General features: G+C 57.3%; 38 protein-coding genes. 9 read left to right on the top strand and 29 right to left on the bottom strand.

Annotated features, from left to right (window positions below; all coding sequences use genetic code 11):
- Positions 1–152 precede the first annotated feature (152 nt).
- From mtnA to ABV300_RS02190, 9 genes are all read left to right on the top strand, one after another.
- The gene (gene mtnA, locus ABV300_RS02230; RefSeq protein ID WP_353714923.1) at positions 153–1166 is read left to right on the top strand and encodes an S-methyl-5-thioribose-1-phosphate isomerase; all 1014 of its coding nucleotides are present in this window, start codon (positions 153–155) and stop codon (positions 1164–1166) included.
- A 221-nt stretch (positions 1167–1387) separates the two neighbouring features.
- Positions 1388–2254, top strand: coding sequence for an S-methyl-5'-thioadenosine phosphorylase (gene mtnP / locus ABV300_RS02225; protein WP_353715348.1), 867 nt, complete (start codon positions 1388–1390; stop codon positions 2252–2254).
- Between the two features lie 96 nt (positions 2255–2350).
- The gene (locus ABV300_RS02220; protein WP_353714922.1) at positions 2351–3376 is read left to right on the top strand and encodes a methionine synthase; all 1026 of its coding nucleotides are present in this window, start codon (positions 2351–2353) and stop codon (positions 3374–3376) included.
- Between the two features lie 73 nt (positions 3377–3449).
- Positions 3450–3830, top strand: a complete 381-nt coding sequence (locus tag ABV300_RS02215) for a hypothetical protein (RefSeq protein WP_353714921.1) — start codon at positions 3450–3452, stop codon at positions 3828–3830.
- Between the two features lie 11 nt (positions 3831–3841).
- Entirely contained in the window at positions 3842–5428 is a 1587-nt protein-coding gene (locus tag ABV300_RS02210; protein WP_353714920.1) for an AAA family ATPase, read from the top strand.
- Between the two features lie 47 nt (positions 5429–5475).
- Positions 5476–6735, top strand: a complete 1260-nt coding sequence (locus ABV300_RS02205) for an adenosylhomocysteinase (protein ID WP_353714919.1) — start codon at positions 5476–5478, stop codon at positions 6733–6735.
- Positions 6736–6755: 20 nt separating this feature from the next.
- Entirely contained in the window at positions 6756–7955 is a 1200-nt protein-coding gene (metK, locus tag ABV300_RS02200) for a methionine adenosyltransferase (protein WP_353715347.1), read from the top strand.
- Positions 7956–8113: 158 nt separating this feature from the next.
- Positions 8114–9550 (top strand): phosphoglucomutase/phosphomannomutase family protein, encoded by a 1437-nt coding sequence (locus ABV300_RS02195; protein ID WP_353714918.1) that lies wholly within the window; start codon positions 8114–8116, stop codon positions 9548–9550.
- A 76-nt stretch (positions 9551–9626) separates the two neighbouring features.
- A complete protein-coding gene (locus ABV300_RS02190; protein WP_353714917.1) occupies positions 9627–10697 on the top strand; it encodes a bifunctional phosphoglucose/phosphomannose isomerase in 1071 nt (356 codons plus the stop codon).
- 107 nt (positions 10698–10804) lie between these two features.
- Here the strand turns inward: ABV300_RS02190 and rpsI are convergent, their stop codons facing one another.
- The 29 genes from rpsI to rpsS all read right to left on the bottom strand — a co-directional run bounded on the left by rpsI (position 10805) and on the right by rpsS (position 24729).
- Complete coding sequence (gene rpsI / locus ABV300_RS02185; RefSeq protein WP_353714916.1) at positions 10805–11200, bottom strand: 30S ribosomal protein S9; 396 nt, start codon at positions 11198–11200, stop codon at positions 10805–10807.
- Positions 11201–11271: 71 nt separating this feature from the next.
- Positions 11272–11703, bottom strand: coding sequence for a 50S ribosomal protein L13 (rplM, locus tag ABV300_RS02180; protein WP_353714915.1), 432 nt, complete (start codon positions 11701–11703; stop codon positions 11272–11274).
- The gene (gene truA, locus ABV300_RS02175; protein ID WP_353714914.1) at positions 11690–12475 is read right to left on the bottom strand and encodes a tRNA pseudouridine(38-40) synthase TruA; all 786 of its coding nucleotides are present in this window, start codon (positions 12473–12475) and stop codon (positions 11690–11692) included. Before truA ends, rplM begins: the two co-directional genes overlap by 14 nt.
- A 7-nt stretch (positions 12476–12482) precedes the next feature.
- Complete coding sequence (rplQ, locus tag ABV300_RS02170) at positions 12483–12836, bottom strand: 50S ribosomal protein L17 (RefSeq protein WP_353714913.1); 354 nt, start codon at positions 12834–12836, stop codon at positions 12483–12485.
- A 63-nt stretch (positions 12837–12899) separates the two neighbouring features.
- Positions 12900–13730 (bottom strand): DNA-directed RNA polymerase subunit alpha, encoded by an 831-nt coding sequence (locus ABV300_RS02165; protein WP_353714912.1) that lies wholly within the window; start codon positions 13728–13730, stop codon positions 12900–12902.
- A gap of 60 nt (positions 13731–13790) precedes the next feature.
- Positions 13791–14414, bottom strand: a complete 624-nt coding sequence (gene rpsD / locus ABV300_RS02160; RefSeq protein ID WP_058438045.1) for a 30S ribosomal protein S4 — start codon at positions 14412–14414, stop codon at positions 13791–13793.
- Between the two features lie 9 nt (positions 14415–14423).
- Entirely contained in the window at positions 14424–14816 is a 393-nt protein-coding gene (rpsK, locus tag ABV300_RS02155) for a 30S ribosomal protein S11 (protein ID WP_353714911.1), read from the bottom strand.
- A 26-nt stretch (positions 14817–14842) separates the two neighbouring features.
- A complete protein-coding gene (gene rpsM / locus ABV300_RS02150; RefSeq protein ID WP_058438049.1) occupies positions 14843–15232 on the bottom strand; it encodes a 30S ribosomal protein S13 in 390 nt (129 codons plus the stop codon).
- Positions 15233–15240: 8 nt separating this feature from the next.
- On the bottom strand, positions 15241–15354 hold the full coding sequence (rpmJ, locus tag ABV300_RS02145) for a 50S ribosomal protein L36 (RefSeq protein WP_058438051.1): 114 nt from the start codon (positions 15352–15354) through the stop codon (positions 15241–15243).
- Between the two features lie 14 nt (positions 15355–15368).
- On the bottom strand, positions 15369–15590 hold the full coding sequence (infA, locus tag ABV300_RS02140) for a translation initiation factor IF-1 (protein ID WP_058438053.1): 222 nt from the start codon (positions 15588–15590) through the stop codon (positions 15369–15371).
- Positions 15591–15604: 14 nt separating this feature from the next.
- A complete protein-coding gene (gene map / locus ABV300_RS02135; protein WP_353714910.1) occupies positions 15605–16357 on the bottom strand; it encodes a type I methionyl aminopeptidase in 753 nt (250 codons plus the stop codon).
- Positions 16357–16995 (bottom strand): adenylate kinase, encoded by a 639-nt coding sequence (locus ABV300_RS02130; RefSeq protein ID WP_353714909.1) that lies wholly within the window; start codon positions 16993–16995, stop codon positions 16357–16359. The genes map and ABV300_RS02130 overlap by 1 nt, the downstream gene beginning before the upstream one ends.
- Before the next feature lie 9 nt (positions 16996–17004).
- Complete coding sequence (gene secY / locus ABV300_RS02125; protein WP_353714908.1) at positions 17005–18321, bottom strand: preprotein translocase subunit SecY; 1317 nt, start codon at positions 18319–18321, stop codon at positions 17005–17007.
- Positions 18322–18765 carry a 50S ribosomal protein L15 gene (gene rplO / locus ABV300_RS02120; RefSeq protein WP_353714907.1) on the bottom strand — a complete coding sequence of 148 codons (444 nt, stop codon included), beginning with the start codon at positions 18763–18765 and terminating at the stop codon, positions 18322–18324. It lies immediately after the preceding gene.
- Positions 18765–18947, bottom strand: a complete 183-nt coding sequence (gene rpmD, locus ABV300_RS02115; protein WP_353714906.1) for a 50S ribosomal protein L30 — start codon at positions 18945–18947, stop codon at positions 18765–18767. The genes rplO and rpmD overlap by 1 nt, the downstream gene beginning before the upstream one ends.
- Positions 18940–19464 (bottom strand): 30S ribosomal protein S5, encoded by a 525-nt coding sequence (gene rpsE / locus ABV300_RS02110; protein ID WP_353714905.1) that lies wholly within the window; start codon positions 19462–19464, stop codon positions 18940–18942. The genes rpmD and rpsE overlap by 8 nt, the downstream gene beginning before the upstream one ends.
- An 8-nt stretch (positions 19465–19472) precedes the next feature.
- Positions 19473–19838 carry a 50S ribosomal protein L18 gene (rplR, locus tag ABV300_RS02105; protein ID WP_353714904.1) on the bottom strand — a complete coding sequence of 122 codons (366 nt, stop codon included), beginning with the start codon at positions 19836–19838 and terminating at the stop codon, positions 19473–19475.
- A complete protein-coding gene (gene rplF / locus ABV300_RS02100) occupies positions 19838–20386 on the bottom strand; it encodes a 50S ribosomal protein L6 (protein ID WP_353714903.1) in 549 nt (182 codons plus the stop codon). The genes rplR and rplF overlap by 1 nt, the downstream gene beginning before the upstream one ends.
- A gap of 17 nt (positions 20387–20403) precedes the next feature.
- A complete protein-coding gene (gene rpsH / locus ABV300_RS02095; protein WP_353714902.1) occupies positions 20404–20796 on the bottom strand; it encodes a 30S ribosomal protein S8 in 393 nt (130 codons plus the stop codon).
- Positions 20797–20833: 37 nt separating this feature from the next.
- A complete protein-coding gene (locus ABV300_RS02090) occupies positions 20834–21019 on the bottom strand; it encodes a type Z 30S ribosomal protein S14 (protein ID WP_058438070.1) in 186 nt (61 codons plus the stop codon).
- Between the two features lie 9 nt (positions 21020–21028).
- Positions 21029–21574, bottom strand: coding sequence for a 50S ribosomal protein L5 (gene rplE, locus ABV300_RS02085; protein ID WP_353714901.1), 546 nt, complete (start codon positions 21572–21574; stop codon positions 21029–21031).
- Positions 21575–21886: a 50S ribosomal protein L24 gene (gene rplX / locus ABV300_RS02080; RefSeq protein WP_058438074.1), complete on the bottom strand. Its 312-nt coding sequence runs from the start codon at positions 21884–21886 to the stop codon at positions 21575–21577.
- 8 nt (positions 21887–21894) lie between these two features.
- Positions 21895–22263, bottom strand: a complete 369-nt coding sequence (gene rplN / locus ABV300_RS02075; protein ID WP_058438076.1) for a 50S ribosomal protein L14 — start codon at positions 22261–22263, stop codon at positions 21895–21897.
- Positions 22264–22554 (bottom strand): 30S ribosomal protein S17, encoded by a 291-nt coding sequence (gene rpsQ / locus ABV300_RS02070; protein ID WP_353714900.1) that lies wholly within the window; start codon positions 22552–22554, stop codon positions 22264–22266. It lies immediately after the preceding gene.
- Between the two features lie 5 nt (positions 22555–22559).
- Positions 22560–22757: a 50S ribosomal protein L29 gene (gene rpmC / locus ABV300_RS02065; RefSeq protein ID WP_353714899.1), complete on the bottom strand. Its 198-nt coding sequence runs from the start codon at positions 22755–22757 to the stop codon at positions 22560–22562.
- A 2-nt stretch (positions 22758–22759) separates the two neighbouring features.
- Positions 22760–23203 carry a 50S ribosomal protein L16 gene (rplP, locus tag ABV300_RS02060; RefSeq protein WP_058438082.1) on the bottom strand — a complete coding sequence of 148 codons (444 nt, stop codon included), beginning with the start codon at positions 23201–23203 and terminating at the stop codon, positions 22760–22762.
- Between the two features lie 28 nt (positions 23204–23231).
- Positions 23232–24092 carry a 30S ribosomal protein S3 gene (rpsC, locus tag ABV300_RS02055; protein ID WP_353714898.1) on the bottom strand — a complete coding sequence of 287 codons (861 nt, stop codon included), beginning with the start codon at positions 24090–24092 and terminating at the stop codon, positions 23232–23234.
- Complete coding sequence (rplV, locus tag ABV300_RS02050; RefSeq protein WP_353714897.1) at positions 24092–24430, bottom strand: 50S ribosomal protein L22; 339 nt, start codon at positions 24428–24430, stop codon at positions 24092–24094. Before rplV ends, rpsC begins: the two co-directional genes overlap by 1 nt.
- Positions 24431–24444: 14 nt before the next feature.
- Complete coding sequence (gene rpsS / locus ABV300_RS02045) at positions 24445–24729, bottom strand: 30S ribosomal protein S19 (protein WP_058438088.1); 285 nt, start codon at positions 24727–24729, stop codon at positions 24445–24447.
- Positions 24730–24739: the final 10 nt, after the last annotated feature.

Below are 24739 nucleotides of genomic sequence, written 5' to 3'. Positions count from 1 at the left end.
ACCAGAAACCGCGAAGTCAATAAGACTCTGTACTATTTCCGATCATGCCACTCGAGAATGTGGACCAAGCCGTGATTCATCAGCTTGTTATTCTATCGTTCGTTGATAACATTCTCTGCTATAATGACCTCATTCCAGCTCTCGGGGGTGATATGACCGCCGTCAGACCTGTGGAATGGCTGGGCGACCGGTTGATGATTATTGACCAGACTCGCCTGCCGCAGCACGAGGTTTACCTGGAGTTGGCCGACGTCCACCAGGTGGCCGAGGCCATCAGGAGCCTCAAAGTCCGCGGCGCCCCGGCTATCGGCGTGGCCGCCGCCTACGGCATCGCCCTCGGTGTCCAGCAGATCGAAACCCGCGACCCTGAAAAATTCCGCCGGGAATACCAGTCGGTATCCTCCGAGATCGCGGCGACAAGGCCTACCGCCCGCAACCTGTTCATGGCCGTGGAACGCCTGGCGGCGGCGGTCGGCCAGGCCGGCGGCGTCATCGAGGCCAAGGAGGCTGTTGTCGCCGAGGCGGAAAAGATCCACACCGAAGAGATTGAGGCGACCGGGAAAATCGCCGAATTCGGCGCCGCCCTGGTTAAGGACGGCGATACCATCCTGACCCACTGCAACACCGGGCCGCTGGCCACCACCGGCCGCGGCACCGCCCTGGGCGTCATCATCGAGGCGCACCGGCAGGGCAAGCGCGTCGAGGTACTTGCCACCGAGACCCGGCCGCTGTGCCAGGGAGCGCGCCTCACCGCCTGGGAGCTGAAGCGGGAAAAGGTGCCCTTCTGGTTGATCACCGACTCCATGGCTGGCCATTTCCTCAAGGAAAGCCGGGTGGACCTGGTCGTTGTCGGCGCCGATAGGATCGCCCGTAACGGCGATACGGCCAACAAGGTCGGCACCTACGCCATCGCCGTGCTGGCCAAGGAGAACGGCGTGCCGTTCTATATCGCCGCGCCTTCAAGCACCTTCGACGAAAGAATTGCGACGGGCGCTGAGATCGTCATCGAGGAACGCTCGGCCGACGAGGTCACCCACCTCTACGGCAAGCGCACCGCGCCGGAGGGAATTGAGGTCTGCAACCCTGCCTTCGATGTCACCCCCTCCCGCTACATCACCGGCTTCATCACCGAGCAGGGCGTGACCGGACCGCCGGTAAAAATTTAGTGCCGAAAACGACAAAAGCTGCTTGACAACGCAGATGAACTGGTGTGCTATAATCGCCTGACATTTTTGGGCGGTCGGGCAATAAGAGAATCGTTCGTGTTTTCGACAAATATCAAACCCAAACGCGCGCCGCTGGATTCTGAACGCGCTGTCCGGCAATCGTTTCCGGAAAAAAGGCTTCTTTACAGATGAAACAAAAACAAAACTGGGAGGAAAAGGGTATGACCGACGCCGTGAAGCTGGCCGTCATCGGCGGCACCGGACTCTATGACATCGAGGGGCTGACCGCCAAACAGGAACTCGACATCGACACTCCTTACGGCAAACCTTCCGACGTCTTCGTCACCGGCGAGCTGTCCGGCGTCCGCGTCGCTTTCCTGCCGCGTCACGGCCGCGGGCACCGCATCATGCCCACCGACATCCCGGTAAGGGCCAACATCTGGGCTCTGAAAAGCCTCGGCGTGGAACATATCATTGCCATCAATTCGGTCGGCAGCTTCAAGAAGGAGATCGCCCCCGGCCATCTGCTCATCCCCGATCAGCTCATCGACCGCACCTCGCGCCGGGTGAACAGCTTCTTCGGCGACGGCGTGGTAGCCCACATCGGCTTTGCCGAGCCCTTCTGCCCGAATATGAGGCAAATCCTGGCTGGCTGCGCCCGGGAAGCCGGAGCGACGGTCCACGACGGTGGCACCTACGTGGTCATGGAGGGGCCGGCCTTCTCCACACGGGCGGAGTCCCGGCTGCACAAGTCCTGGGGCGCCGACGTCATCGGCATGACCGCCCTGCCGGAAGCCAAGCTCGCCCGCGAGGCCGAGATATGCTACGCCATCATCGCCTGCTCCACCGACTACGACTCCTGGCATGAGGAGGAAACGCCGGTGACCGTCGAAATGATCATCTCGACGCTTAAGGCGAACATGGAACTCAGCAAACGCATCATCAAACTGGCCGCCGCCCGGCTGCCGCCATCCAGGCGCTGCGCCTGCCCCGATGCCCTTAAGAACGCCATCGTCACCGACCCGGCAACCATCGCCCCTGACCGTAAGGAACACCTGAAGCCTATCATCGGCAAATATATTAGCTGAAACCCTGAAGCGACCATCGCGCGACAATGAAGCCGACGTGTCGCCTTCCTTCGGTTTATGGTTTAATATGATACACTCACCATTCGCGGAGCAAAGATGACCAACACTGAATTCAATCTAATGCCTACCATCATCGGCAGCATGCCCCACCGTGACCCGGCGGCGGCTTGCAGGGTCATCTCCCGCTACCTGACGGAACTGCCGGCCTGGCCGCAGCTCCCCCGCCGCGACTGGCGGGAACTGATGACCGCTCAGTATTCGGAAGGCTTTCCGGGTATTGATATTTCCGAAGAAAGAATCACCGCCCGCAGACCGGAAGGCTGGGATAATCAACTGATCGCGCTGTACGGGGATTATATCGCCTCTGAACCGGCCAGGTACGCCATCAGTTCCAAATTCGCCGCCGGATTTCACTCATTTTTAACTGACCATCCTGCTGCTTCCAGGGGCGTCAAAGGGCAGGTGGTGGGACCGGTTACCTGGGGCTTATCGGTTAAGGATGAGTTGGACACACCTGCCGTATACGATGAAGTGCTGGCTGAGGCTTCGGCAAAGCTGCTGTGCTTGAAAACCATTTGGCAGGAAGCGCTGCTGAAGGAAATATCTCCCCGCACCGTCATATTCATCGACGAACCAGCCTTGTCATCCTTTGGCTCCGCCTACCTGCCGCTGTCTAAAGAAATCGTTCAAGCCCTTCTAACCGAACTTCTCGGTTCCATCAAGGGAGTCAAGGGCATCCACTGCTGCGGCAATACTGATTGGACTTTGCTGACCGAAACGTCGGTTGACGTCATCAGCTTCGACGCCTACAACTACGCCGCTTCATTAGCCCTCTACCCTGAAGAGATCTGCCGCTTCATTCTGCGGGGCGGCGGCATCGCCTGGGGCATCGCTCCTAACACCGACAAAGGTATCCAGGAGGAGACTTCCTCCAGCCTCAAGGACCGGCTGGAGGAGGCTATGGCGCCTTTCACCCGCCAGGGCCTGGAGTTCCGCCAAATCCTGCGCCACAGCATCATCACTCCCAGCTGCGGTATGGCTTATATGAGCGAGGAAGGCACCGAAAGGCTGCTGGAACTCATGGTTGAGCTGACGTATAAGATGAGGGAGAGATACCTTTAACATACAGCCCTTTTAATCCAATGACCTTGGTCTGTATCGCAAGAAAACTAATTGATCGAAAGGGGCATCACAGGTGAACAAAAAAAGCCGCGTCGCCCAGATGAAGCACCGCCGGCGCAAGGAGACTTTAAAGGAGCGCGCCAGGGCCGCAAATCCCGCCGCCAGAGCGGCGGCTCCGGTCCGAACCAAGTATGAAATTGAAGAAACGCCGGCCGCCGCGGCGATAAAAGCAGTCAAACCCAAGGCCGCCGCTCCGAAGAAGATCGCCGAAGCCAAGTCCGAGGTCAAGGAGGCGGCCGCCGAAATCAAGACTAAAGCCGCCGCCAAGCCTGAGACCGAAGCCCCGGTAGCCGAGTCCAAGCCGAAGACGACCAAGCCTAAAACTGAAGCTACGGCTGAAGATAAGCCCAAGGCCGCCAAACCCAAAGCCCCCAAGGCGTCCGCGACGGAGTAACACCCCAGTCCATGAGCCGGTTACCTGAGGTCATCGCCGCTCTGCTGAACCCGGCGTACTACCCTGAAGATGCCCCGGCTGAGGTGAAACTCGTCCAGACGCAGATGTCATTCGTGCTGCTCACCGGGAAACACGCCTACAAGATCAGAAAGCCGGTCAATCTGGGCTACGTCGACTACACCACATTGGAGAAGCGCAGGCTCTTTTCCGAAAAAGAGGTAGTCCTGAACCGCCGAATGTGCCCGGACGCCTACTTGGGAGTCGTCCCGGTCACCAACCAGGGCGGCCAAATCTCTTTGGGCGGCTCGGGCGAGGTCGTCGACTACGCCGTTAAAATGCGGCAGCTTCCGGAAGCAGGCATGATGGACCGCCGTCTGCGGGACTGGACTCTCGACGCCGCTATGATCGAGGCGGTAGCCGGAAAAGTTGCCGCCTTCCATGCCGCGGCGGATACCGGTGGTGAAATAGATAAATTCGGCAGCCTGGACTCCATCAGGCGCAACATCGACGAAAATTTCGAGCAAACCCGTCCGTACATCGGGCGCGCCCTATCACAAAAGCAGTTCGACCGGCTGAGAACCTTCTTCGCCAGCTTCCTGGAAGGCCAAGCCGGGGTCTTCGCCCGGCGGGTGACCGAGGGGAGAATCCGCGACTGCCACGGAGACCTGCACGCCGCCCATATTTGCTTCACCGACAGCGGCATCTGCATCTTCGATTGTATTGAGTTTAACGACCGCTTTCGTTACGGCGATACCGCTTCAGAGGTAGCTTTTCTGGCCATGGACCTGGACCGAGCCGGCCGGGCCGACCTTCGGCAGGCTTTCGTATTCGAGTATCTGAAACGGAGCGGCGACATCGGGTTGTGCCACCTTCTCCGCTTCTACCAGTCCTACCGCGCCCACGTACGGGCCAAGGTAGCCTGCTTCAAACTGGATGACCCATTCGTGCCCGCCGCGGAGAAAGCCGTCGAGTTAGACAAAGCCCGCGGCTATTTCGACCTGGCTGTATCCTACACCCGCCACAAGCCGCGCCTGTTCATCACCTCCGGCGTCACCGGCTGCGGCAAGTCGGCTGTCGCCGCCGAGTTAGCCCGCAGGCAAGGGCTGTGGTATATTTCCTCCGACATCACTCGTAAAAAGCTGGCCGGCTTGCCGCTGACTGAACCGGCGGGCGATGCCGTCGGCCGCGGCTTGTACTCGTCGGAGATGACTGAAAAGACTTACGCCTCTATGCTGGCTGAGGCCGAGTCGGCACTCGCCATGTGGCACGGAGTCATCATGGACGCTACCTTCCTGCGGCGGGCAGACCGCGACAAGGCAGCCGCGCTGGCAGCCAAACACCATGCCGAATACGTTGTCCTGGACTGCCAATTGCCGGAAGACGAACTTAAAAAACGGTTGGAGCGGCGGCAAACGGAGGTGGCTGTTTCCGACGGCACCTGGGAGGTCTATCTCAGCCAGAAGACCAAAATGGAGCCGGTTACGGAGATACCGGAGAGCGTGAATCGTGTTATAATTAACGGGTTGCGCCCGGTAGCCGAAAACGTCAGGCAGATCATCGATTACCTGCCTGACGCCCCTGATCTGATAAAAGATTAAGGCTGCTGGACGCCGGGGTTTCCCCAAGTCAATTAGAAAGGCCGAACATGCCACAACCTTACGATATTAAGGACCCGGCGCTCGCCGCTCTGGGTAAAGAACGCATCGCCTGGGCGGGTAGAGAGATGCCCGTCCTGAAACTCATTTCCGAGCGTTTCCAGAAAGAAAAACCGTTGCGCGGCATCCGCATCGCCGCCTGTCTCCACGTCACCTCGGAAACGGCTAACCTGGCCTATACCCTTAAAGCCGGCGGCGCCGCGTTGGTACTGTGCGGTTCCAATCCGCTGTCAACCCAGGACGACGTAGCGGCGGCACTTGCCGCCGACGGCATCTCCACCCACGCTATCAAAGGCGAGGATGATGCGACTTATTACAAGCACATCATGTCGGCGCTTGACATTAAACCGCAGCTCACCGTCGATGACGGCGCCGACCTGGTAACCACCCTGCATACCAGACGCACCGAACTTCTCTCCGATATCATCGGCGGCACTGAGGAGACGACCACAGGGGTAATCCGCCTCAGGGCGATGGCCGCCGACGGTAAACTGAAATACCCCCTCATCGCCGTCAATGACGCCAAGACCAAATATCTCTTCGACAACCGCTACGGCACCGGTCAGAGTACGCTGGACGGCATCACCCGGGCAACCAACATCCTGTGGGCGGGCAAAAAGGTAGTTGTAGCCGGCTACGGCTGGTGTGGACACGGCGTGGCCCTGAGAGCTCGCGGCATGGGTGCCTACGTCATCGTAGCTGAAGTGGAGCCGGTACGCGCCCTGGAGGCGGTCATGGATGGCTTTGCGGTCATGCCGATGAAAGAGTCCGCCAAATTAGGCGACGTCTTCATCACCGTCACCGGCGACAAGCACGTCATCGGCGCGGCGGATTTCGCCTTGATGAAGAACGGCGCCATACTGGCCAACTCGGGCCATTTCAATGTGGAGATAGATATTCCGGCGCTGGAGGAGATGGCCGCGTCTAAACGGACGGTAAAACCCTTCGTCGACGAGTATACTCTGGGTGACGGGCGAAAGGTCTACTTGCTTGGCGAGGGGCGCCTCATCAACCTGGCCGCCGCCGAAGGCCACCCGGCCGCCGTCATGGATATGAGCTTTGCCAACCAAGCCCTGGGACTCGAGTACCTGGCGAAAAACCGCGGCCGATTAGCCGCCGGGGTTTATTCAATGCCGTCAGAGATCGATGACAACGTAGCGCTGCTGAAGCTTCGCAGCCTGGGTGTAGCAATAGATACGCTAACCCAGGAGCAGCATAAATACCTGTCAACCTGGCAGGAAGGAACTTAGGAGGTAAGATGCTCAGTTTTATGGATTCCGACAAGTACATGTTCACCTCGGAATCGGTTACCGAGGGTCATCCCGACAAGATCTGCGACCAGGTCTCCGACGCCGTTCTGGATGCCATCCTGACCCACGATCCCTACGGCCGCGTCGCCTGCGAGACTGCAGTGACCAACGGGCTGGTCTTCGTCCTCGGCGAGATCACTACTAAAACCTACGTGGAAATCCCGGATATCGTGCGCCGGACGGTGCGCGAAATCGGTTATACCAAGCCGGAGTACGGCTTTGACTACCAGTCCTGTGGCGTTATGGTTTCCATCAACAAACAGTCGCCGGATATTGCCTTTGGCGTTGGTAAATCGATGGAAGCCAAGGCTGGTTCCACCGATCCAATGGATGCCGTCGGCGCCGGCGACCAGGGTATGATGGTTGGCTATGCCTGCACCGACACCCCGGAACTGATGCCGCTGCCAATCGCCTTGTCCCACCGCCTGACCCGCCAGTTGGCAAACGTCAGGAAGCAGGGCGTCTTGCCCTACCTGCGGCCGGACGGCAAGAGCCAGGTCACTGTGGAATACCACCTGGGCAAACCCAAGCGCATCGAAACCGTGGTCATCGCCGCCCAGCACGACGATGTTCCCCAGGAGAAGATCTACGAGGATGTTGTCCGCGAGGTCATTAAGCCGATCATCCCGGCCGAACTCCTGGATGATAAGACCAACTTTTATGTCAACACTACCGGCCGCTTTATCATCGGCGGCCCCGCCTCCGACACCGGCTTCACCGGCCGTAAAATCCTGGTGGACACCTACGGCGGCATCGCCCGCCACGGCGGCGGTGCCTTTTCGGGCAAAGATCCCACCAAGGTTGACCGTTCGGCAGCCTACATGGCCCGCTACGTTGCCAAGAACATCGTCGCCGCCGGCATCGCCGATCAAGTGGAGATGCAGGTGTCTTACACCATCGGCCGCGCCCAACCGCTGTCTGTGTCGCTGGAGACTTACGGCACCTGCCGGGTCAGCCAGGAGCAGTTGATGCAGTTCGTAAACGATCATTTCGACCTGCGGCCGGAGGCTATCATCGAGAACCTGGGACTGCGCCGTCCAATCTACCGCCAGACCGCAGCCTACGGTCACTTCGGCCGCACTGACATTGACCTCCCCTGGGAGCGCCTGGACAAGGTGGCAGCCTTGAAAGCCGCTCTGGCGGTCTGCGCCCAGGCATAGGCGGTGCCGAACCGCGGCCGACCCTCAAAAAAAGGGGAGCGGAAATCGCCGCCGGTTTTAGCCGTGTGGCATAGAGTCTCGGCATGTCGAAGTGTTTCGAACAACAGTCGAAGATTCTTTTGGCTGAAATGAAGAAACCCTCAACGAGAGGAGCCTGAATGACCACCAACCCGGCTGCAGCCATTAAATTCGGCACTGACGGCTGGCGCGGCCTCATCGCCCGGGATTTTACGTTTGACAACGTGGCCATCTGCGCTGCCGCATACGCCCGTTACTTGAAAGAGTCCGGCTTTGGTAAACTCGGCATCATTATCGGTTACGATACTCGCTTCCTGTCGGAAGCCTTCGCGAAAGAGGCGGCGCTGGTACTATGCGCCGCCGGTATCCATGTAACCCTGTCCTGCCGCGCCGTACCAACGCCTATTGTTTCCTGGTCCGTATTGAACGCCAAGGCTGGCGGCGGCGTGGTCATTACGGCCTCCCACAACCCCGGCATCTGGAACGGCTTTAAGATCAAGTCGGAGACCGGATCGAGCGCCCCGACCGAGACCATCGCTCAGGTTGAAAAACACCTTAAAGCATTCATCGACAGCGTAGAAACGCCGAAGAAGTTGACCGAGGACGACGCCGGGAAAGCCGGATTGCTGGTGGTCGCCGATCTGGTGCCGCCATACCTTGAACACATCGGTAAGCTGATCGACCTGAATGCCCTCCAAAAAACTAAATTCAAGATCGTCGTCGACTCGATGCACGGCGCCGGCGCCGGGTTATTCCGCGACCTCCTCGGCGAAGGTTATGACCTCATCGAGATCAAGGGCGAGCCTAACCCGGCCTTCCCCGGCATGCATCAGCCGGAGCCGATTGATATCAATCTCAAGGAGCTAGAGGCTAGGGTGGTCGCTGAAGGCGCGGATGTCGGTATTGCCACCGACGGAGACGCCGACCGCATCGGCATCGTCGACGAGAACGGCGTCTTCGTAACCCAACTCCAGGTAATGTCGCTTTTGGCGCTTTACTTCCTGGATACCCGCGCCGAACGCGGTGCCTTAGTCAAGACCATTACCACCTCCAGTATGTTGAACGACCTGGGGAAACTGTATGGCGTGCCTATTTTCGAAACCCCGGTTGGTTTCAAATACATCGCCCCGATTATGGAACGGGAGAAAGCTGTACTGGGCGGCGAGGAGTCCGGCGGCTACGGCTTTCGAAACCATGTCCTTGAACGTGATGCAATGGCCGCCGGGCTCTATTTTCTGGATTTCATGGCCCGCACCGGCAAGAATCCCGCCGAGCTTTTACAGTGGCTCTATTCCAAAGTAGGCAAACACGACTACCACCGCATCGACGTCCAGTTCGACGGCGAGGAACGCGCCGCCGTCATCGCCCGTCTCGAGGCGGCAAATCCGGCGGAAATCGATGGGTGTAAAGTTTCGCGCGACACCGTTGATGGTTTCCGTTTTACCTTCCCTGACGGCGCCTGGCTGTTGTTCCGGGCTTCAGGCACCGAACCGCTGCTCAGAATTTACGCCGAAGCCAACAGCCCGGAGCGCGTTGATCGGCTGCTTAAAATTGGCCGGCAGATGGCTGAGGTCTAGAATATTGTCATCCCCGCGAAAGCGGGAATCCATTCGCCATATCGATGACGAACCTGCCATTCGATTGGAGATTCAGATGAACGAGATCATGCTCGACGAGCTAAATACTTACCCGTTGTACGATCCAGCCGGTATGGGCCAGCGGATCCGCGAACTGCCGGAGCAAATCCTGGACGCGTGGAAACTGGCAGGGGAATTTCCCCTGCCCGATGACTACGCCTCTGTCGATAAAGTGGCCGTGCTGGGTATGGGCGGCTCAGCTATTGGCGGGGACCTGGTAAAGCGCATCATCGCCAATGAATCAAAAGCCCAGGTCTCGGTGTTCAGGGAATATAATTTGCCTGCCTGGGTGGATGAACGCACGCTGGTCATCGCCTCGTCCTACTCCGGCAACACCGAGGAAACACTGTCCGCCTTCGACCAGGCGCTAAAGACACCGGCGAAAAAGCTGGTCATAACCACCGGCGGGAAGCTTCTTGACATCGCAAGCCAAAACGGCGTCCCGGCCTTTGTCTTCAGCTACTCCGCTCAGCCGCGGGCGGCAATAGCCTGGGGTATTTTCCCATTACTGAATTTCCTGGTCCGCCTGGGACTGGTGCCGGACAAGGCCGCCGAGGTGGCCGAAGCCGCCATGGTCAGCGAACAGTTTGCTCGCAAGATCGAACCGAGCAAACTCCTGTCCCACAACCTGGCCAAGGACCTGGCTTACAAGTTAAATGGCCGTATCGCCGTAATCTACGGCGCCGACATCGCCGCAGAGGTGGCTTACCGCTGGCAGACCCAGCTCAACGAGAACTCAAAGCAGTGGGCTTTCGCCCAGACGCTTCCGGAGCTCAACCACAACGCTGTCGTCGGCTACCAGTTCCCCGCCGATCTGCTACACAAAATCCAGGTAGTCATGCTGCGGTCTAACCAAATTTACGGGCGCAATCTCAAGCGTTACCAGATTACGGCAGAGCTTCTGACCCGGGCAGGGGCGCGGATTACCTTCGCCGACGGTCGAGGTATTTCCCCGCTCGCTCAAATGATGAGCCTGATCCTGCTTGGCGACTACGTTAGTTACTACCTGGCGATATTGAACCGTACCGATCCTACGCCGGTCGACACAATCACATACCTGAAAGAGCGGCTCGCTGACACCATTTGACAGAACGGTCCATGGAACCTCATCAAGACCTTCAATAGTCAGTCCCTTTATAAAGACGATTCCCGCCAAATAGGCGGGAATCGTCTTTATTAGCTCGCAGGGGATTATTAACGCTTGGTGTACTGAGGCGCCTTGCGGGCTCGCTTGAGGCCGGCTTTCTTCCGCTCTTTAGTCCGCGGGTCCCGGGTCAGCAGACCGTTCTGACGCAGCACGGCTTTGTTTTTATCGTCAACGGCTATTAGCGCGCGAGACAGTCCCATGGCGATGGCATCGCTCTGCCCGGAAACGCCGCCGCCGGACAGCTTAACCATGACCGAGAATTTATTGATTGTCTCGGTAACCTCGAGAGGCTTCATCACCGTCCTGACGTATTCCGGCCGGTTGAAGATCTCCTCGAACGGTTTTCCGTCGACGACGATGGCGCCTTTGCCCGGAGTAAGGCGCACCTGGGCTACCGCTGACTTACGACGGCCGGTGCCCTGAAAGTAGTTCTTCTTTTCCATTCATTTTCCCCTTCGCGCGGTTGGCAATTCTACCGCCGCAATATCTGGTAATCTGTTTTTTATTCGGCTTTTTATTTGGCCTCGGCGGCGGTCGACACCTGAGCCAGGTGCGGGTGCTCGGCGCCGGCATAAACACGCAACTTCCTGAACATAGCTGAACCCAGACGGTTGCGTGGCAGCATGCCGCGGATGGCGTGTTCCAGCGGGAAGGTCGGCTTTTTTTCAAGCATCTGATTCAAGCTCTCCTGGCGAAACCCGCCCGGATAGCCGGAGTGGCGGTAGTAGAACTTGTCGGTGCCTTTTTTGCCAGTGAAGATTATCTTGCCGGCGTTGATGATGACGACGCCGTCGCCGCAGTCCAGGTGCCGGCAGAAAATCGGCTTGTGCTTCCCCATTAACAGTTTGGCAGCTTGAGCCGCCACCTGCCCCAGAACTTTACCTTCGGCATCGATAACATGCCATTCGCGGGTGATGTCCCCCGCTTTGACGCTAAGTGTTTTCATTGTAATCTCCCAAATCTTTCCGGTAGTTGATCTTAATAAGACAAAGCCCCTTGCCCGGCGCTGCCGGACCAGCCTTGCCAGGTGCATTAATCGATAACAGTCCTTTAAACTCCTCAACGGTCAGATTACCCGCCCCGACCTTAATCAGGGCGCCTACTGTGTTCCTGACCTGATGGGTCAGAAAGGAGCTGGCTACGATCCTGAACGTCACTTCAGCCCCGTTACGGCTAACATTAGCGTCGTAGACGGTGCGTACCGTACTCCGCTCCGGCCCTCTTCCGGCACTGCCGAAAGCTTTCAGGTCGTGGGTGCCGACCAGAAGCTTGGCGGCGGCGTCCATCGCTCTCTCATCAAGCCTCGGCGCCACCCGGTGGCGAAACCGCTCGTTAAGCGGCGATCGCTCCGGTTCGTTCCAGATACGATAGAGGTACTCCCGGCTGACTGCCGCCCGCCGCACTTCCAGGTCGTCTGGAATCCGATACGCGGCCTTTATCGCGATGTCCTGCGGCAGGTAGTGGTTCAGTCCCCCGATGATCCGTTCCGGTGCTAACGATGATCCGGTTCGGAAACTGGCAACCTGACCCAGAGCCGAAACACCGGTGTCGGTACGGCTTGAAAGCATTACCCGGAGCTTCTCGCCGGTCAGCTTCTCAATTGCTGACTCTACCTCAGATTGTACCGTGGCCGCTTTCGGCTGGCACTGAGAACCAAGGAACCGCGTGCCGTCATATTCAATTATTAAAGCTACTTTGGTTTTAATATCGCCGGTCAACGCCGTCCTATTTGACGAACTCGACGATCGCTTCGGCGGCGCCGTCGCCTGCCCGTGGTCCGATTTTAACAACGCGAGTATAGCCGCCTGAGCGGTCAGCGTAACGTTTGGCCATTTCACCGAAAAGCCTATCAACCACCGCTTCTTCATATAGGTAAGCCGCGGCCTGCCGCCTGGCGGAGAGGTTGCCTTTTTTACCTAAGGTAACCATTTTTTCGGCAACCTTGCGGATTTCCTTAGCCCGGGATTCGGTGGTGGTGATTTTCTCGTATTTTAACAGGTCGGTCACTAGGCCGCGAAACAGGGCTTCGCGTTGGCCCTTGTCGCGGTCAAACCGTTTGGTAACTAATCCGTGTCGCATTTATCCAGACCTCACTCTACCGCCGCTTGAGCGCGTTTGCGCTTGGGCTTTTTTTCTTCTTCTTCAACCGGCGCGACGGCGCTTTCGCCAGGCTGATTGCCTCAAACAATTCAACGACCGTACCGACAGGTCAAGTTGCTCGATCGGCATATTGAACTTCTCTTCAGGGATGGTCAGTTTTTCAACCCGCTTCTCGCTGATGGGAAACGGCATGCCCCCGAGACTGGCGAACGGCGCGAATTGCTTGAGCAAAATATTTGCGGATTGCACCACCGCTTCGGAGGGACTGACGGTACCGTCGGTCCACACCTGAAGGTGCAGCCGTTCGTAGCTCGTTTCCTGACCCAGGTGTACCGGCTCAGTGGTGTAATTTACCTTTTCCACCGGGCTGAAGATGGCATCCTGCGGGATCGTGCCGACTGTCGGATTTTCCTTTGAATCGGCCAGGCGATAACCCCGGTCAATCTCTACATCCATCTCGACGTAAAAATGAGCGTCTTTGTCATCCATCGTCAACAGGTATAAATCCGGGTTAGCCACAGTGAAATCTGATGATGGCTCAATATCACCGGCCGTGACTTTACGCTTCCCTTTGACATCCAGGATGAGCCGCCCCGGGCGTCCGGAAACAGCTTTAAGGCGTAAACCCTTAAGATTGAGCAGGAAATCGATGGTATCTTCCTTGGCTTTGGGCAGCGGTGAAAATTCATGCTGAACGCCTTCAATACGCACCTGCGTGACGGCGGCGCCGGGCAGCGACGACAGGAGCACCCGCCGCAGGGCGTTACCCAGAGTGGTGCCGAAGCCTTTGTCCAGCGGTTCGACCACAAAATGGGCAAAGTCACTGCCGTGAGCGCTTCTTATTTCAATTACTGGCTGAGCGATTTCTGACACCAGCCTTACCTCCTTAAGCTCATTGGCGGATCACCTATTGCTTTTATCCGCCGGGGCATATTAACGGGAGTAGTACTCCACCGCGGCCTGAGCGTCGAGCTTCATGTCGAGATCGCCAGGGGTCGGTAAAGAAACCACTTTGCAGGCGAGAGTCTTTTTATCAATCGCCAACCAGCCGGGAGTCATCTTGGACCCGATAACCTCGAGTACTTTCTGGTAATACCCGGTCTTGGTGCTCTGTTCTTTAAAAGTGATTACGTCAGATTCTTTTACCAGGTAGGACGGGATGTCAACGTTCTTACCGCCGACGTTTATATGACCGTGACGTACCACCTGCCGAGCTTGAGCCCGGGAATCAGCCAGACCTGACCGATAGACGACATTGTCCAACCGGCGTTCCAACAGGAGCATCAAGGAGTCGCCGGTGACACCGGGCTGACGTTCGGCTTCGGCAAAAAAACGCCGGAATTCGCGCTCGAGCATACCGAAAGAATAGCGTATCTTCTGCTTCTCTCGAAGCTGGGTGCCGCGATCCGAAAGACGCCGCGGCCGTGCCGGCTGCGGCCCGGGCGGCTTGGGACGCTTGTCAAAGGTGCATTTGCTGAAACATTTGTTGCCTTTAAGCATCAGCTTTTCGCCGCTGCGCCGGCATTGCCGGCAAACTGCCAAATAATATCTCGCCATATTTACCTCTTACACCCTCCTTCTCTTGGGAGGACGGCAACCGTTGTGCGGGATCGGGGTGACGTCGCGGATGCCGGTGACAATCAGCCCGGAAGCCTGCAGCGACCGAATGGCGGCTTCTCGCCCCGAACCAGGCCCCTTTACAAACACTTCAATCTGGCGCAAGCCGCTTTCCATCGCCTTTTTGGCGCAGTTCTGGGCGGCCATCTGGGCGGCGTAGGGAGTGCCTTTTCGCGAACCTTTAAAGCCGGCGTTCCCGGAACTGGTGGTCGCCAGGACATTACCCTGCGGGTCGGCCAGGGTGACGATAGTGTTGTTGAACGTCGCCTGGATAAAGGCTTTGCCGACCGGTATCAGCCGCTTTTCTTTTTTCTTAACGCCAACGCGTTTTTTGGTTGCCACTTAATGCCTCCTAATATTTGCTGGGTTTACTTCTTGGCGGCGCCGCGTTTCTGGCCGCGACCGGCTACGGTCTTCCGAGGCCCGCGGCGGGTGCGCGCGTTGGTTCGGGTGCGCTGGCCGTTCACCGGCAGACTACGGCGATGCCGCAGCCCGCGGTAGGAGCCGATATCTATCAGACGTTTTACATTCAATGATATTTCTTTGCGCAGGTCGCCTTCAACACGGAATTCCTTGTCGACAACTTCGCGGATCCGGTTGAGTTCTTCCTCGGTCAGCGCCGACACTTTAACGGTCGGGTCGATCTTCAACCGCTCGAGGATCTGTCCGGCAAGCGTTGGCCCGATGCCGTAAATATACGGCAGGGAGAACAATACCTGCTTGTTTTGCGGAATATCTACACCGGCGATACGTGCCATATTTCCTCCTAACCCTGGCGCTGCTTGTGCTTGACGTTGGTGCAGATATTCCTGACCACGCCTTCACGCCGTACGATCTTGCACTTTTCACAACGGGGCTTAACTGAAGCTTTGACTTTCACTGGTTCTCCTTTAATTACGACTTGAAGCGGTAGGTAACCCTGCCGCGGGTTAAATCATACGGCGATAATTCGACTAATACCCTGTCGCCGGGCAGTATTCTGATATAATGCACCCTCATTTTTCCCGAGATATGGGCCAGCACTTCGTGCCCGTTAGCCAGTTCCACCCGGAAGCTGGCGTTGGGCAGCGCTTCCAGCACTGTCCCTTCAACTTCAATAGCATCTTTCTTCGGCATAAATACTACAATCGTTACCGGGCGAGGGTCAGAACCTCGGCTTCGCCCGCGGTTATCGCTATGGTGTGTTCTGCGTGAGCTGCCAGTTTCCCATCGGCGGTGACCACTGTCCAGGCATCGGCGCCGACTTTATTTTCGCAGCTGCCGGCGCTCAGCATCGGTTCGATAGCCAGTGTCATCCCTTTCCTGAGTTTCGGCCCGCTGCCGGATCTCCCGAAATTCGGAATATGCGGGTCCTCGTGCATCGAGCGTCCGATGCCGTGACCGCCGTAGTTTTTAACGACATTGAAACCGTGCCGTTTGGCGCAATTCTCGACCGCTTCACCGATATCGCCCAGGTGATTGCCATCCCGCGCCGCGGCAAGTCCCTTGGTCAATGAATCGGCGGTGGCTCTGATCAGGTCTTCAACCTCAGCCGACACTTGCCCGACACCGGCGGAAATGGCGGCGTCAGCCTGAAAGCCTTCAACCACAGCTCCCAAATCGAGTGATACCAGGTCGCCCTCCTTGAGAATCCGATCACCGGGAATGCCGTGAACGATTTCTTCATTGACGGACACGCATAACGACGCCGGGAAGCCGTGATAGCCCTTGAACGAGGGTGCGGCACCCATCTTTCGCAGCATCTCTTCTGCTATCTTATCCAACTCGGCCGTTTTCATACCCGGCTTTAATCTATTCCTCAACTCCTCAAGGGTCGTGCCGATGATCCTACCGGCACGCCGCATGATGGCGATCTCTCTATCCGATTTTATAATTATTCCCATTAAGATAAAACTGCTGCAATGCGGCCGGTTACCTCCGAGACTTCGCCGGTACCATCGACTTCAGCCAAGATCCCGGCCTGCCGATAGTACTCGACGAGTGGAGACGTCTCTTTAAAATATACTTCAAGCCTCTTTCTTACTGTTTCCGGCGTGTCGTCGGTGCGCTGGTACAGTTCGCCTCCGCACCGGCGGCAAGTGTTGGACGCCGCTTTATCGGCGGCGGTGTACGGAGCCTGGCAGCCGCGGCAAATCCAGCGGTCGGACAACCTTTTTACCAGCTCCGCCTCAGGCACCGCCAGGTAAACTACCCGGCTGACTGTCCCGCCGGTGGCTGCCAGCGCCCGGTCGAGAGCCTCGGCCTGTGACAGCGTCCGGGGGAAGCCGTCAAGGATGACTCCGCCCTTATCGGCTAGTTGACCCATGCGGCCAAGCACCATCGCAACGGTAACTTCATCGGGCACCAACTGCCCCTTGTCAAGGTACGATTTAACCCGCCGCCCCAGTTCGTCGCCGGCCGCGATATGTTTGCGGAACAGGTCTCCGGTGGCAAGGTGAGCAAAACCCATTCTCTCAGCCACTACCGCGGCCTGAGTCCCTTTGCCGGCGCCCGGTGCGCCCAGAAAAACTGCATTATACATTATTTCGGCCTATTTTATAAAGCCTTCGTACCGCCTCATTACCAGTTGAGCCTCAAGTTGCTTCATGGTATCGAGTACCACGCCTACAACGATAAGCATACCGAAGCTCGACAACTGCAGTGTCTGGACGCTGGTAATCTCCCGGGCCAGGAAGGGCATGATGGCCACTGTTGCCAGGAACAGGGCGCCTCCCCAGGTGATATTGCGGATCACCGAGTTCAGGTAGGTCGCCGTCTGTTTGCCGGGGCGGATGCCGGGAATAAAGCCCCCCTGCTTCTGCAGAGTGCCTGGCAGGTCTTGCTGCTCGAAAACGACCATGGTATAGAAAAAGGCGAAAGCTATGGTTAACAGGAAGAACATTACCCAGTAAAATGCCCCGACCGGCAGTTCGGTATTGGGATTGAACCAGGTATAGATAGTGTTCCAAAAATTGGGATCGCTTCCAGCCGGATTCATGAAGTAGCTGGCGATAGTGCCGGGAAAGATGACCAGCGCCGAAGCGAAGATCAGCGGGATCATGCCGGCGGTGTTGACCCTGAGCGGGATGTGGGAAGCGCCGCTCTGACGGTACATCCGGCCGCTCTTGATGACGGTTTTGGCATACTGTACCGGTATCCGTCGATGTGCTTCAGTAAAGATAACGATGAGGATGGTAGTCGCCAGAGCGATGAGCAGATAGACCCCCAGGCCTAGGAACTGCTCGCGGGCCAGGAAACCCTGACCGATAAGCTGCGGCAGTCCGGCAACGATGCCGGCGAAGATGATTATGGACACGCCGTTACCTATGCCGTACTGGGTAATCTGTTCGCCCAGCCAGACCAAGAACAATGTCCCCGCGGTCAGCGAAATAATAATGGTTACTGTCACCAGGGGGTCGGAAGCCGCCACCACGCCTTCGCGCTGCAGAAGGACCAGCTGCCCCCAGCCGCCCAACGCCGCCAGCGGCACTGTCATCCAGTGAGTAATCAAGTTGATCTTGTTGCGCCCGGCTTCGCCTTCCTGTGACAGCCGCTGCAGGAACGGGATGATCGGCGTCATCAGCGTCATCACGATGCTGGCGGTGATATACGGATAAACGCCCAGGGCTACCAGACTGAAGTTTCTGAGTGCGCCGCCGGAAAAGATGTCGAGCATGCCGAGGACGGCATTTCCTTCCATCAACTCGGCCAGCGCCTGGGAATCGACGCCCGGCATCGGTACATGGGCAATTACTCGGAACGCCGCCAGAATACCGATGGTGATAAGGATACGCCTCCGGAGATCCGGCAGGCTGAAAGCGTCAACCATCGCCTGGAGCAACTTGGGGCGGTTTGATTTCTCCGGCATTTACACTACCTCTGTTTTACCACCGGCGGCTTCAATCTTGGCTTTAGCCTCGGCGCTAAAAGCAGCGGCTTTTACCGTTAAAGCCCTATCCAGTTCACCGCCGCCAAGAATTTTGAGCGGCCGGCTGGCCGATTTAAGCAACCGCGCGCTTACCAGGCTGTCGGCGTCGACGACTGCGCCGCTGTCAAATACCTTCAGGTCGCCGATATTAACTACATCGTATTCAACACGGAATGGATTGTGGAAACCCCGCTTCTGCGGCAGCTTCTTGATAAGCGGGTTCTGGCCGCCTTCAAAACCGGGGCGGATCCGCCCGCCGGCTCTGGCCTTCTGGCCTTTGTAGCCGCGCCCGGAATAGTTCCCGTGCCCCGAGGCATCACCTCTGCCGACCCGCTTGCGGTTTTTTGATGCTCCGGGCGAAGGAAATAGCTCGTGTTCTTTCATTATTCCGCCTCCGAGACAGCCACCAGATGCCTGACTTTCTGAATCATGCCCCGAATAGCCTGGTTATCTTCCTGGACAACTGTCTGGTTCATTCTTTTAAGACCCAGGGACTCCAGGGTGTCCTTCTGGTCGAACTTGTATTTTATGCCGCTTTTAACCCAGGTAATTGCTATCTTAGCCACCGACTACCTCCTCAGCGGAAGTTCCGGCGCGCCGCTTGGCCAGAGTTTCTGCGGGGTTTTTGACCGCCGCTAAAGCGGCTATGGTCGCCCGGGCAACGTTGACCTTATTGGGACTGCCCATGGATTTGGTGAGAATATCTTTAATCCCGGCCGTCTCCAGTACCGCCCGGACACTGCCGCCGGCGATGATACCGGTTCCCGGAGCGGCTGGCTTTAAAAATACCTCGGCAGCGCCGTATTTTATCCGAATTTCATGATGGATGGTGGTGCCGTTCATATCAACTTTGATCAGGTTTTTCTTGGCGATCGCTGAAGCCTTGGCGATAGCTACCGGAACTTCTTTGGCCTTCCCCATACCCACGCCGACATGACCGGCGCCGTCGCCGGTAACGACGAGAGCGGAAAAGGCCATCCGTTTGCCGCCCTTGACCACTTTGGTCACCCGGTTGATGAATATGAGCTTGTCATTCAGCGACAGCTCCTGTGCATCAATCTTAGAAATAACCGCTTTTACCATATCAGCTCCTAAAACGATAGTCCGGCGGCGCGGGCGGCATCGGCGAGCGCTTTAACGCGGCCATGATACTTGTACCCGCCCCGGTCAAAAACAACTTCTTTAATGCCTGCATCCTGGGCTCGCCTGGCGATGGTTTTCCCCACAAGTTCGGCCTGGGCCATCTTCTCATGGTCCGCGGCAGGTGCTTTGATCTCCGCGTCTAGCGTCGATGCCTGGGCCAGGGTGGCGCCGCGCCGGTCGTCGATAACCTGAGCATAGATGTGCGTCAGAGACCTGAATACGCAGAGACGAGGGCGTTCAGGCGTCCCGCTCAGGGTCTTGCGCAACCGTTCGTGGCGCTGCTTCCGCGCCGCCTGTGATGTCATTTTAGCCATTACTTAGCCGCCTTTCCGACCGCTTTGCCCGGCTTGAGTTTGATCTTCTCGCCAGCGTACCGGATACCCTTGCCCTTGTAGGAGTCCGGCTTCCTCACCGAACGAATTTCGGCGGCTACCTGCCCGACCTGCTCTTTGTTTATCCCCAGGACTTTCAATTTAGTCGGCGTTTCGAGAGCGAAGCTGATCCCATCCTTGGGCTTGAACTCGACTGGATGTGAGTAACCCACCCTCAACACTAAATTGTCGCCGGCTTTCTCAGCCCTGAAACCCACGCCGACGATTTCTAGCCCTTTTTCGAAGCCCTTGCTTACTCCGTCAATCATATTAACTAACAGAGTGCGCGATAAACCGTGAAGTGAGCGGTGGTTCTGGGCATCGGACGGCCGCCGCACCATTATTTTGTCGTTTTCAAAAGATATATCCATATCCGGGGAGAACTCACGATATAACTCGCCTTTGGGACCGGTAACGGTCACTTTGCTGCCTTCTATCGTTACTTTAACCCCTTTGGGGACAACCACCGGTAATTTGCCGATACGTGACATTTTAATATCCCTCTAGATTACCAAACTTTGAGAAGCAGCTCTCCGCCGACACCGGACTTCCATGCCTGATAGCCGGTCATCACGCCGCGGGAAGTTGAGAGCACCGCTACGCCCAGACCGCCGTATACCCGGGGTATTTCTCCCCTCTCGACATACACTCGCAGGCCTGGTTTGGAGACTCGCTCGAGGCCAGTAACCGCCGGCGCTCCCTTTTCGTCGTAGCGCAGCGTCACCTTTATTTGCCGCTGCGGCTTGGCGCCGGTAAGTTCAAACCCGGAAATAAAGCCTTCCTGTTTGAGCAGCTTGGCAATATTCTGCTTGATTCGCGAAGCCGGTACCAGCGTGGTCTCGTGCCCAGCCATCGCGGCATTGCGGATTCGGGTGAGCATATCAGAAATCGGATCAGTCATTGCAGCCCCCTGGTGTTAGTACACTACTCTCTATCATTTACCAGCTCGATTTCCTGACTCCGGGGATCTGCCCCTGAAGGGCAAGCTCCCTGAAGCAAATGCGGCAAAGGCCGAACTGCCGGATATAACCGCGCGGCCGCCCGCATTTCAGGCAGCGGTTGTGCTGTTGCACCGCGAATTTCGGCGTGCGTTTTGATTTGACGATCTTGGATGTCTTAGCCATAATTCCTCGCTACTCCTTGGCAAACGGCATGCCGATACCTTCTAACAGGGTCCGGCTCTCAGCGTCAGTTTTAGCGCTGGTCACGATGCAAATCTCGAGTCCGCGCATTTTGTCGACCTTGGAAAAATCAATCTCCGGGAAAACTGTTTGCTCTTTTAGACCCAAAGCATAAGAACCGCGCCCGTCGAAAGCGTCAGACGGTACGCCCTGAAAATCGCGGAGCCGGGGCAGGACGACGCTGATCAGCTTGTCGAGGAAGTTATACATTCTCTGGCCTCTAAGCGTAACCTTGAGCCCGACAGGCATCCCGGCCCTGAGTTTGAAGTTGGCGATGGAGTGTTTGCTGCGGGTGACCACCGGATGCTGCCCGGCGATAGTCGCCAGATCAGCCTGAGCGGTTTCCACTGCTTTAGGATTGCTTGAGGCCTCTTTGCCCACTCCGACGTTTAATACCACTTTAGTCAGGCGGGGTATCTCCATGACGTTGGCGTAGCCGTAGGCCTCCTTGAGCCGGGGCACCGCTTCTTTGACGTATTTTTCTTTGAGTCCGCCCATCTAGTCGATTACCTCGCCGCATGATTTACAGACGCGTACCCGTTTGCCGTCAGCTAACGCCTTGCTGCCTAATCGGGCGGGCTTGCCGCATTTGGCGCAGAGCAGCATCACATTGCTGGCATGGACCGGCGACTCTCGTTCGATAATCCCGGCCTGGCGCACCGCGCCGCGCGCCTTGGAATGCTTTTTGGTCATATTGACGCCGTCAACCAGCACCCGGGCGCTGGCGGTGTAGACCATTCTTACCTTGCCGCTTTTACCCCGGTCCTTGCCGGAGATAACCAGCACATTGTCGTCTTTCTTTATCTTCATCTCAGCCTCTAAAGAACCTCAGGAGCCAGCGACAGGATTTTCAGGAATTTTTTATCGCGCAGTTCGCGCGCCACCGGACCGAAAATTCGCGTGCCCCGGGGTTCATTCTTATCATTCAGCAGGACAGCGGCATTTTCATCAAATTTGATGTATGAGCCGTCAGCCCGGCGCAGCGGTGAAACCTGCCGAACGATCACCGCCTTAACCACGCTGCCCTCTTTAACCGCTGAGTCCGGCGCGGCGCGCTTGACAGACGCCACGATGACGTCGCCAATGCGCCCTCGCAATTTGCGGCTGCCGCCCAGAACATTGACGCACATGATGGATTTGGCGCCGGTATTATCAGCCACCTTGAGACGGGTATAAGCCTGTATCATTTACGTGATCTCCTTGAGTTCGGCAGACTCGGCTACCTCGCCCTTGGTAACGACCCGAAGCAGGCGGAAATTCTTGGTGCGCGATAACGGCCGGGTGGGAATCATTTCAACCATATCGCCGTAATGGGCGGCGCCGTTTTCATCGTGAACCTGATATTTCTTAACCACCTTGTAAGACTTTTTATAGATGGGGTGTTCGCGCCGGCTTTCCACCGCCACCACCACCGTCTTGCTGGGTTTGTCGGACACCACACGCCCGATCATCGTTTTTAAAGATTTCACGTTTTCCATATAACCTACCTTATGCCCAGGGTTCGTTCGCGCAGAACCGTCTGCAAACGGGCCGCTTTCTTTTTGACTGCCGGTATCTGCCGGTGGTTGACCAGTTGCTTCGTTGCCAGCTTGAAGCGCAGTTCCATGAACTCGCGGTTGGCTGCGGCAAGCTGCTTTCTGATCTCTTCGGCCGAAAAAGCCCTTATCTCATCAATCTTCATATCTACGCCTTCTCCTCGGCGGCCGAAACCGTTGCGGCGCCTTCTTTAAGCACGAACTTGCTTTGCAGCGGCAGTTTGTAAGCCGCGAGGCGCATCGCCTCGCGGGCGACAGTCTCATCTACGCCGCCCATTTCAAACAGCATGCGGCCGCGTTTAACCACGGCTATCCAATGATCAGGCGCCCCTTTGCCTGAACCCATGCGGGTTTCAGCCGGTTTGGCGGTTACCGGATGGTCGGGAAAAATCCTGATCCACACTTTGCCGCCGCGCTTGATATATCTCGTCATGGCGCGCCGGGCGGCTTCGATCTGCCTTGCCGTAACCCAGGCGGTAGATGTCGCCTGCAGTCCATAGTCGCCGAAATCGACGCGGTTGCCGGCCTGAGCTTCGCCGTGGCGGTGCCCTTTATGGGCTTTTCGGTATTTTACTCGTTTAGGTTGCTGCATGGTCTTCCTCTAGTACAAAGTCGGGGGACTAAGTCTCTTCAGTATTCACTTTGGCGCGGCGGGCGGTAGCCCGCTTTGGTTTGTCCTCAGGGGCCGCTGCAGTCGCGGTGGCGGCGGCCGGGGCGGCTGTTTCATCCGCTTTCTTCCGGGTGCGCGGCTTGGCCTGTTCAACCGGCTTGGCGGTTTCTGTAACAACAACCGTAGTTTCAGCCGCCGATGGCGTCATCTCCGCTGCGCCTAAGTCTTCGTTCTCCGGCTTGGTCTCCGGCAAAATATCGCCGCGGTAGATCCAGACCTTGACGCCGATGCGTCCAAGAGCGGTTCTGGCTTCAGCAAATCCGTAATCAATGTCAGCCCGGATGGTATGGAGGGGCACCCGTCCGTCATGCATGACCTCGCGCCTGGCAATTTCAACTCCACCCAGCCGTCCGGCGCAAGCAATCTTGATGCCGCGCGCGCCTGCCTGGCGGGTGCGGAACATCGCCTGCTTCATGGCCCGCCGGTAAGCAATGCGCTTTTCCATTTGGTCAGCCACGGATCGGGCAACAAGAAAAGCATCCAGCTCAGGTTGCCCGATCTCATGGATATTAAGCTGGATCCGCTTGCCGGCCAGCTCTTCCAGAAATTTCCGCATCTCATCAACGCGCTGCCCGCCCCGGCCGATCACGATGCCCGGGCGCGAAGTAGCGACCGTTACCGCCACCTTATTGGCCTGGCGTTCGATCTCAATACCTGAGATGCCGGCGTCCGTATATTTCTGCTTGATGCCTTTACGCAGTTTCAAATCTTCCAGCAGGCTGGCCGAAAAATCTTTTTCAGCGAACCATTTGGCATTCCAGCCTTTGATCGCCCCGATACGGAAAGCATACGGATGTACCTTGCGTCCCATTAAACCTCCTGGTCACCGACGACGACGGTGATGTGGCTCGATCTTTTCAATATCGGCGAGACTCTGCCGCGGGAGCGCGCTTTATGGCGTTTCATCATTGGCGCTCCGTCCGCGAATACCTTGACAATTTTGAGTGCGTCCGGTTCCATCTGAAAGTTGTTCTCGGCTGAAGCGGCGGCTGATTTGACTGTCTTGGCGACATGAACCGCCGCCGGGGACGGGGCGAAGCGCAATATCGCCAGAGCTTCGGTCACTTTCTTGCCGCGTACGAGATCGAGATACAGCCTGACCTTGCTGGCTGGCACCCCGGTGTTTTTTGACACTGCTTTAACCTGCATGTTTCACCAGTCCCTTATTTTTTGGCAGCCGCCTCGGCCTTGCCGCCGCCATGGCCGCGGAAAGTCCGGGTAGGGGCAAACTCACCCAGCTTGTGACCGACCATATTCTCAGTCACAAACACCGGCACGTGTCGCCGGCCGTCATGAACGCCGATGTTCATCCCCACCATGTCGGGCAGGATCGTCGACCAGCGCGCCCAGGTCTTGATAAGAACCTTTTTCCCTGAACGATTGGCCGCTTCAACTTTTTTCATGAGTTTGGGGTGTACTGCCGGTCCCTTTTTAACTGATCGAGACATCGATTAATTC

The organism is Dehalogenimonas sp. 4OHTPN (assembly GCF_040448695.1).
In the GTDB taxonomy this organism is placed as follows: domain Bacteria; phylum Chloroflexota; class Dehalococcoidia; order Dehalococcoidales; family Dehalococcoidaceae; genus Dehalogenimonas.
The sequence above is the reverse complement of the archived record's forward strand: the minus strand, read 5'-3'. Positions and strand labels throughout refer to the sequence as shown.

Excerpts from the sequence above, each read along its gene's own strand:
- mtnA (WP_353714923.1), top strand. The coding sequence starts at position 153 with ATGACCGCCGTCAGACCTGTGGAATGGCTGGGCGACCGGTTGATGATT.
- mtnP (WP_353715348.1), top strand. The coding sequence starts at position 1,388 with ATGACCGACGCCGTGAAGCTGGCCGTCATCGGCGGCACCGGACTCTAT.
- ABV300_RS02220 (WP_353714922.1), top strand. The coding sequence starts at position 2,351 with ATGACCAACACTGAATTCAATCTAATGCCTACCATCATCGGCAGCATG.
- ABV300_RS02210 (WP_353714920.1), top strand. The coding sequence starts at position 3,842 with ATGAGCCGGTTACCTGAGGTCATCGCCGCTCTGCTGAACCCGGCGTAC.
- ABV300_RS02205 (WP_353714919.1), top strand. The coding sequence starts at position 5,476 with ATGCCACAACCTTACGATATTAAGGACCCGGCGCTCGCCGCTCTGGGT.
- metK (WP_353715347.1), top strand. The coding sequence starts at position 6,756 with ATGGATTCCGACAAGTACATGTTCACCTCGGAATCGGTTACCGAGGGT.
- ABV300_RS02195 (WP_353714918.1), top strand. The coding sequence starts at position 8,114 with ATGACCACCAACCCGGCTGCAGCCATTAAATTCGGCACTGACGGCTGG.
- ABV300_RS02190 (WP_353714917.1), top strand. The coding sequence starts at position 9,627 with ATGAACGAGATCATGCTCGACGAGCTAAATACTTACCCGTTGTACGAT.
- rpsI (WP_353714916.1), bottom strand. The coding sequence starts at position 11,200 with ATGGAAAAGAAGAACTACTTTCAGGGCACCGGCCGTCGTAAGTCAGCG.
- rplM (WP_353714915.1), bottom strand. The coding sequence starts at position 11,703 with ATGAAAACACTTAGCGTCAAAGCGGGGGACATCACCCGCGAATGGCAT.
- rplQ (WP_353714913.1), bottom strand. The coding sequence starts at position 12,836 with ATGCGACACGGATTAGTTACCAAACGGTTTGACCGCGACAAGGGCCAA.
- rpsD (WP_058438045.1), bottom strand. The coding sequence starts at position 14,414 with ATGGCGAGATATTATTTGGCAGTTTGCCGGCAATGCCGGCGCAGCGGC.
- rpsM (WP_058438049.1), bottom strand. The coding sequence starts at position 15,232 with ATGGCACGTATCGCCGGTGTAGATATTCCGCAAAACAAGCAGGTATTG.
- infA (WP_058438053.1), bottom strand. The coding sequence starts at position 15,590 with ATGCCGAAGAAAGATGCTATTGAAGTTGAAGGGACAGTGCTGGAAGCG.
- map (WP_353714910.1), bottom strand. The coding sequence starts at position 16,357 with ATGGGAATAATTATAAAATCGGATAGAGAGATCGCCATCATGCGGCGT.
- ABV300_RS02130 (WP_353714909.1), bottom strand. The coding sequence starts at position 16,995 with ATGTATAATGCAGTTTTTCTGGGCGCACCGGGCGCCGGCAAAGGGACT.
- secY (WP_353714908.1), bottom strand. The coding sequence starts at position 18,321 with ATGCCGGAGAAATCAAACCGCCCCAAGTTGCTCCAGGCGATGGTTGAC.
- rplO (WP_353714907.1), bottom strand. The coding sequence starts at position 18,765 with ATGAAAGAACACGAGCTATTTCCTTCGCCCGGAGCATCAAAAAACCGC.
- rpsE (WP_353714905.1), bottom strand. The coding sequence starts at position 19,464 with ATGGTAAAAGCGGTTATTTCTAAGATTGATGCACAGGAGCTGTCGCTG.
- rplR (WP_353714904.1), bottom strand. The coding sequence starts at position 19,838 with ATGGCTAAAATGACATCACAGGCGGCGCGGAAGCAGCGCCACGAACGG.
- rplF (WP_353714903.1), bottom strand. The coding sequence starts at position 20,386 with ATGTCACGTATCGGCAAATTACCGGTGGTTGTCCCCAAAGGGGTTAAA.
- rpsH (WP_353714902.1), bottom strand. The coding sequence starts at position 20,796 with ATGACTGATCCGATTTCTGATATGCTCACCCGAATCCGCAATGCCGCG.
- ABV300_RS02090 (WP_058438070.1), bottom strand. The coding sequence starts at position 21,019 with ATGGCTAAGACATCCAAGATCGTCAAATCAAAACGCACGCCGAAATTC.
- rplE (WP_353714901.1), bottom strand. The coding sequence starts at position 21,574 with ATGGGCGGACTCAAAGAAAAATACGTCAAAGAAGCGGTGCCCCGGCTC.
- rplX (WP_058438074.1), bottom strand. The coding sequence starts at position 21,886 with ATGAAGATAAAGAAAGACGACAATGTGCTGGTTATCTCCGGCAAGGAC.
- rplN (WP_058438076.1), bottom strand. The coding sequence starts at position 22,263 with ATGATACAGGCTTATACCCGTCTCAAGGTGGCTGATAATACCGGCGCC.
- rpsQ (WP_353714900.1), bottom strand. The coding sequence starts at position 22,554 with ATGGAAAACGTGAAATCTTTAAAAACGATGATCGGGCGTGTGGTGTCC.
- rpmC (WP_353714899.1), bottom strand. The coding sequence starts at position 22,757 with ATGAAGATTGATGAGATAAGGGCTTTTTCGGCCGAAGAGATCAGAAAG.
- rplP (WP_058438082.1), bottom strand. The coding sequence starts at position 23,203 with ATGCAGCAACCTAAACGAGTAAAATACCGAAAAGCCCATAAAGGGCAC.
- rpsC (WP_353714898.1), bottom strand. The coding sequence starts at position 24,092 with ATGGGACGCAAGGTACATCCGTATGCTTTCCGTATCGGGGCGATCAAA.
- rplV (WP_353714897.1), bottom strand. The coding sequence starts at position 24,430 with ATGCAGGTTAAAGCAGTGTCAAAAAACACCGGGGTGCCAGCCAGCAAG.
- rpsS (WP_058438088.1), bottom strand. The coding sequence starts at position 24,729 with ATGTCTCGATCAGTTAAAAAGGGACCGGCAGTACACCCCAAACTCATG.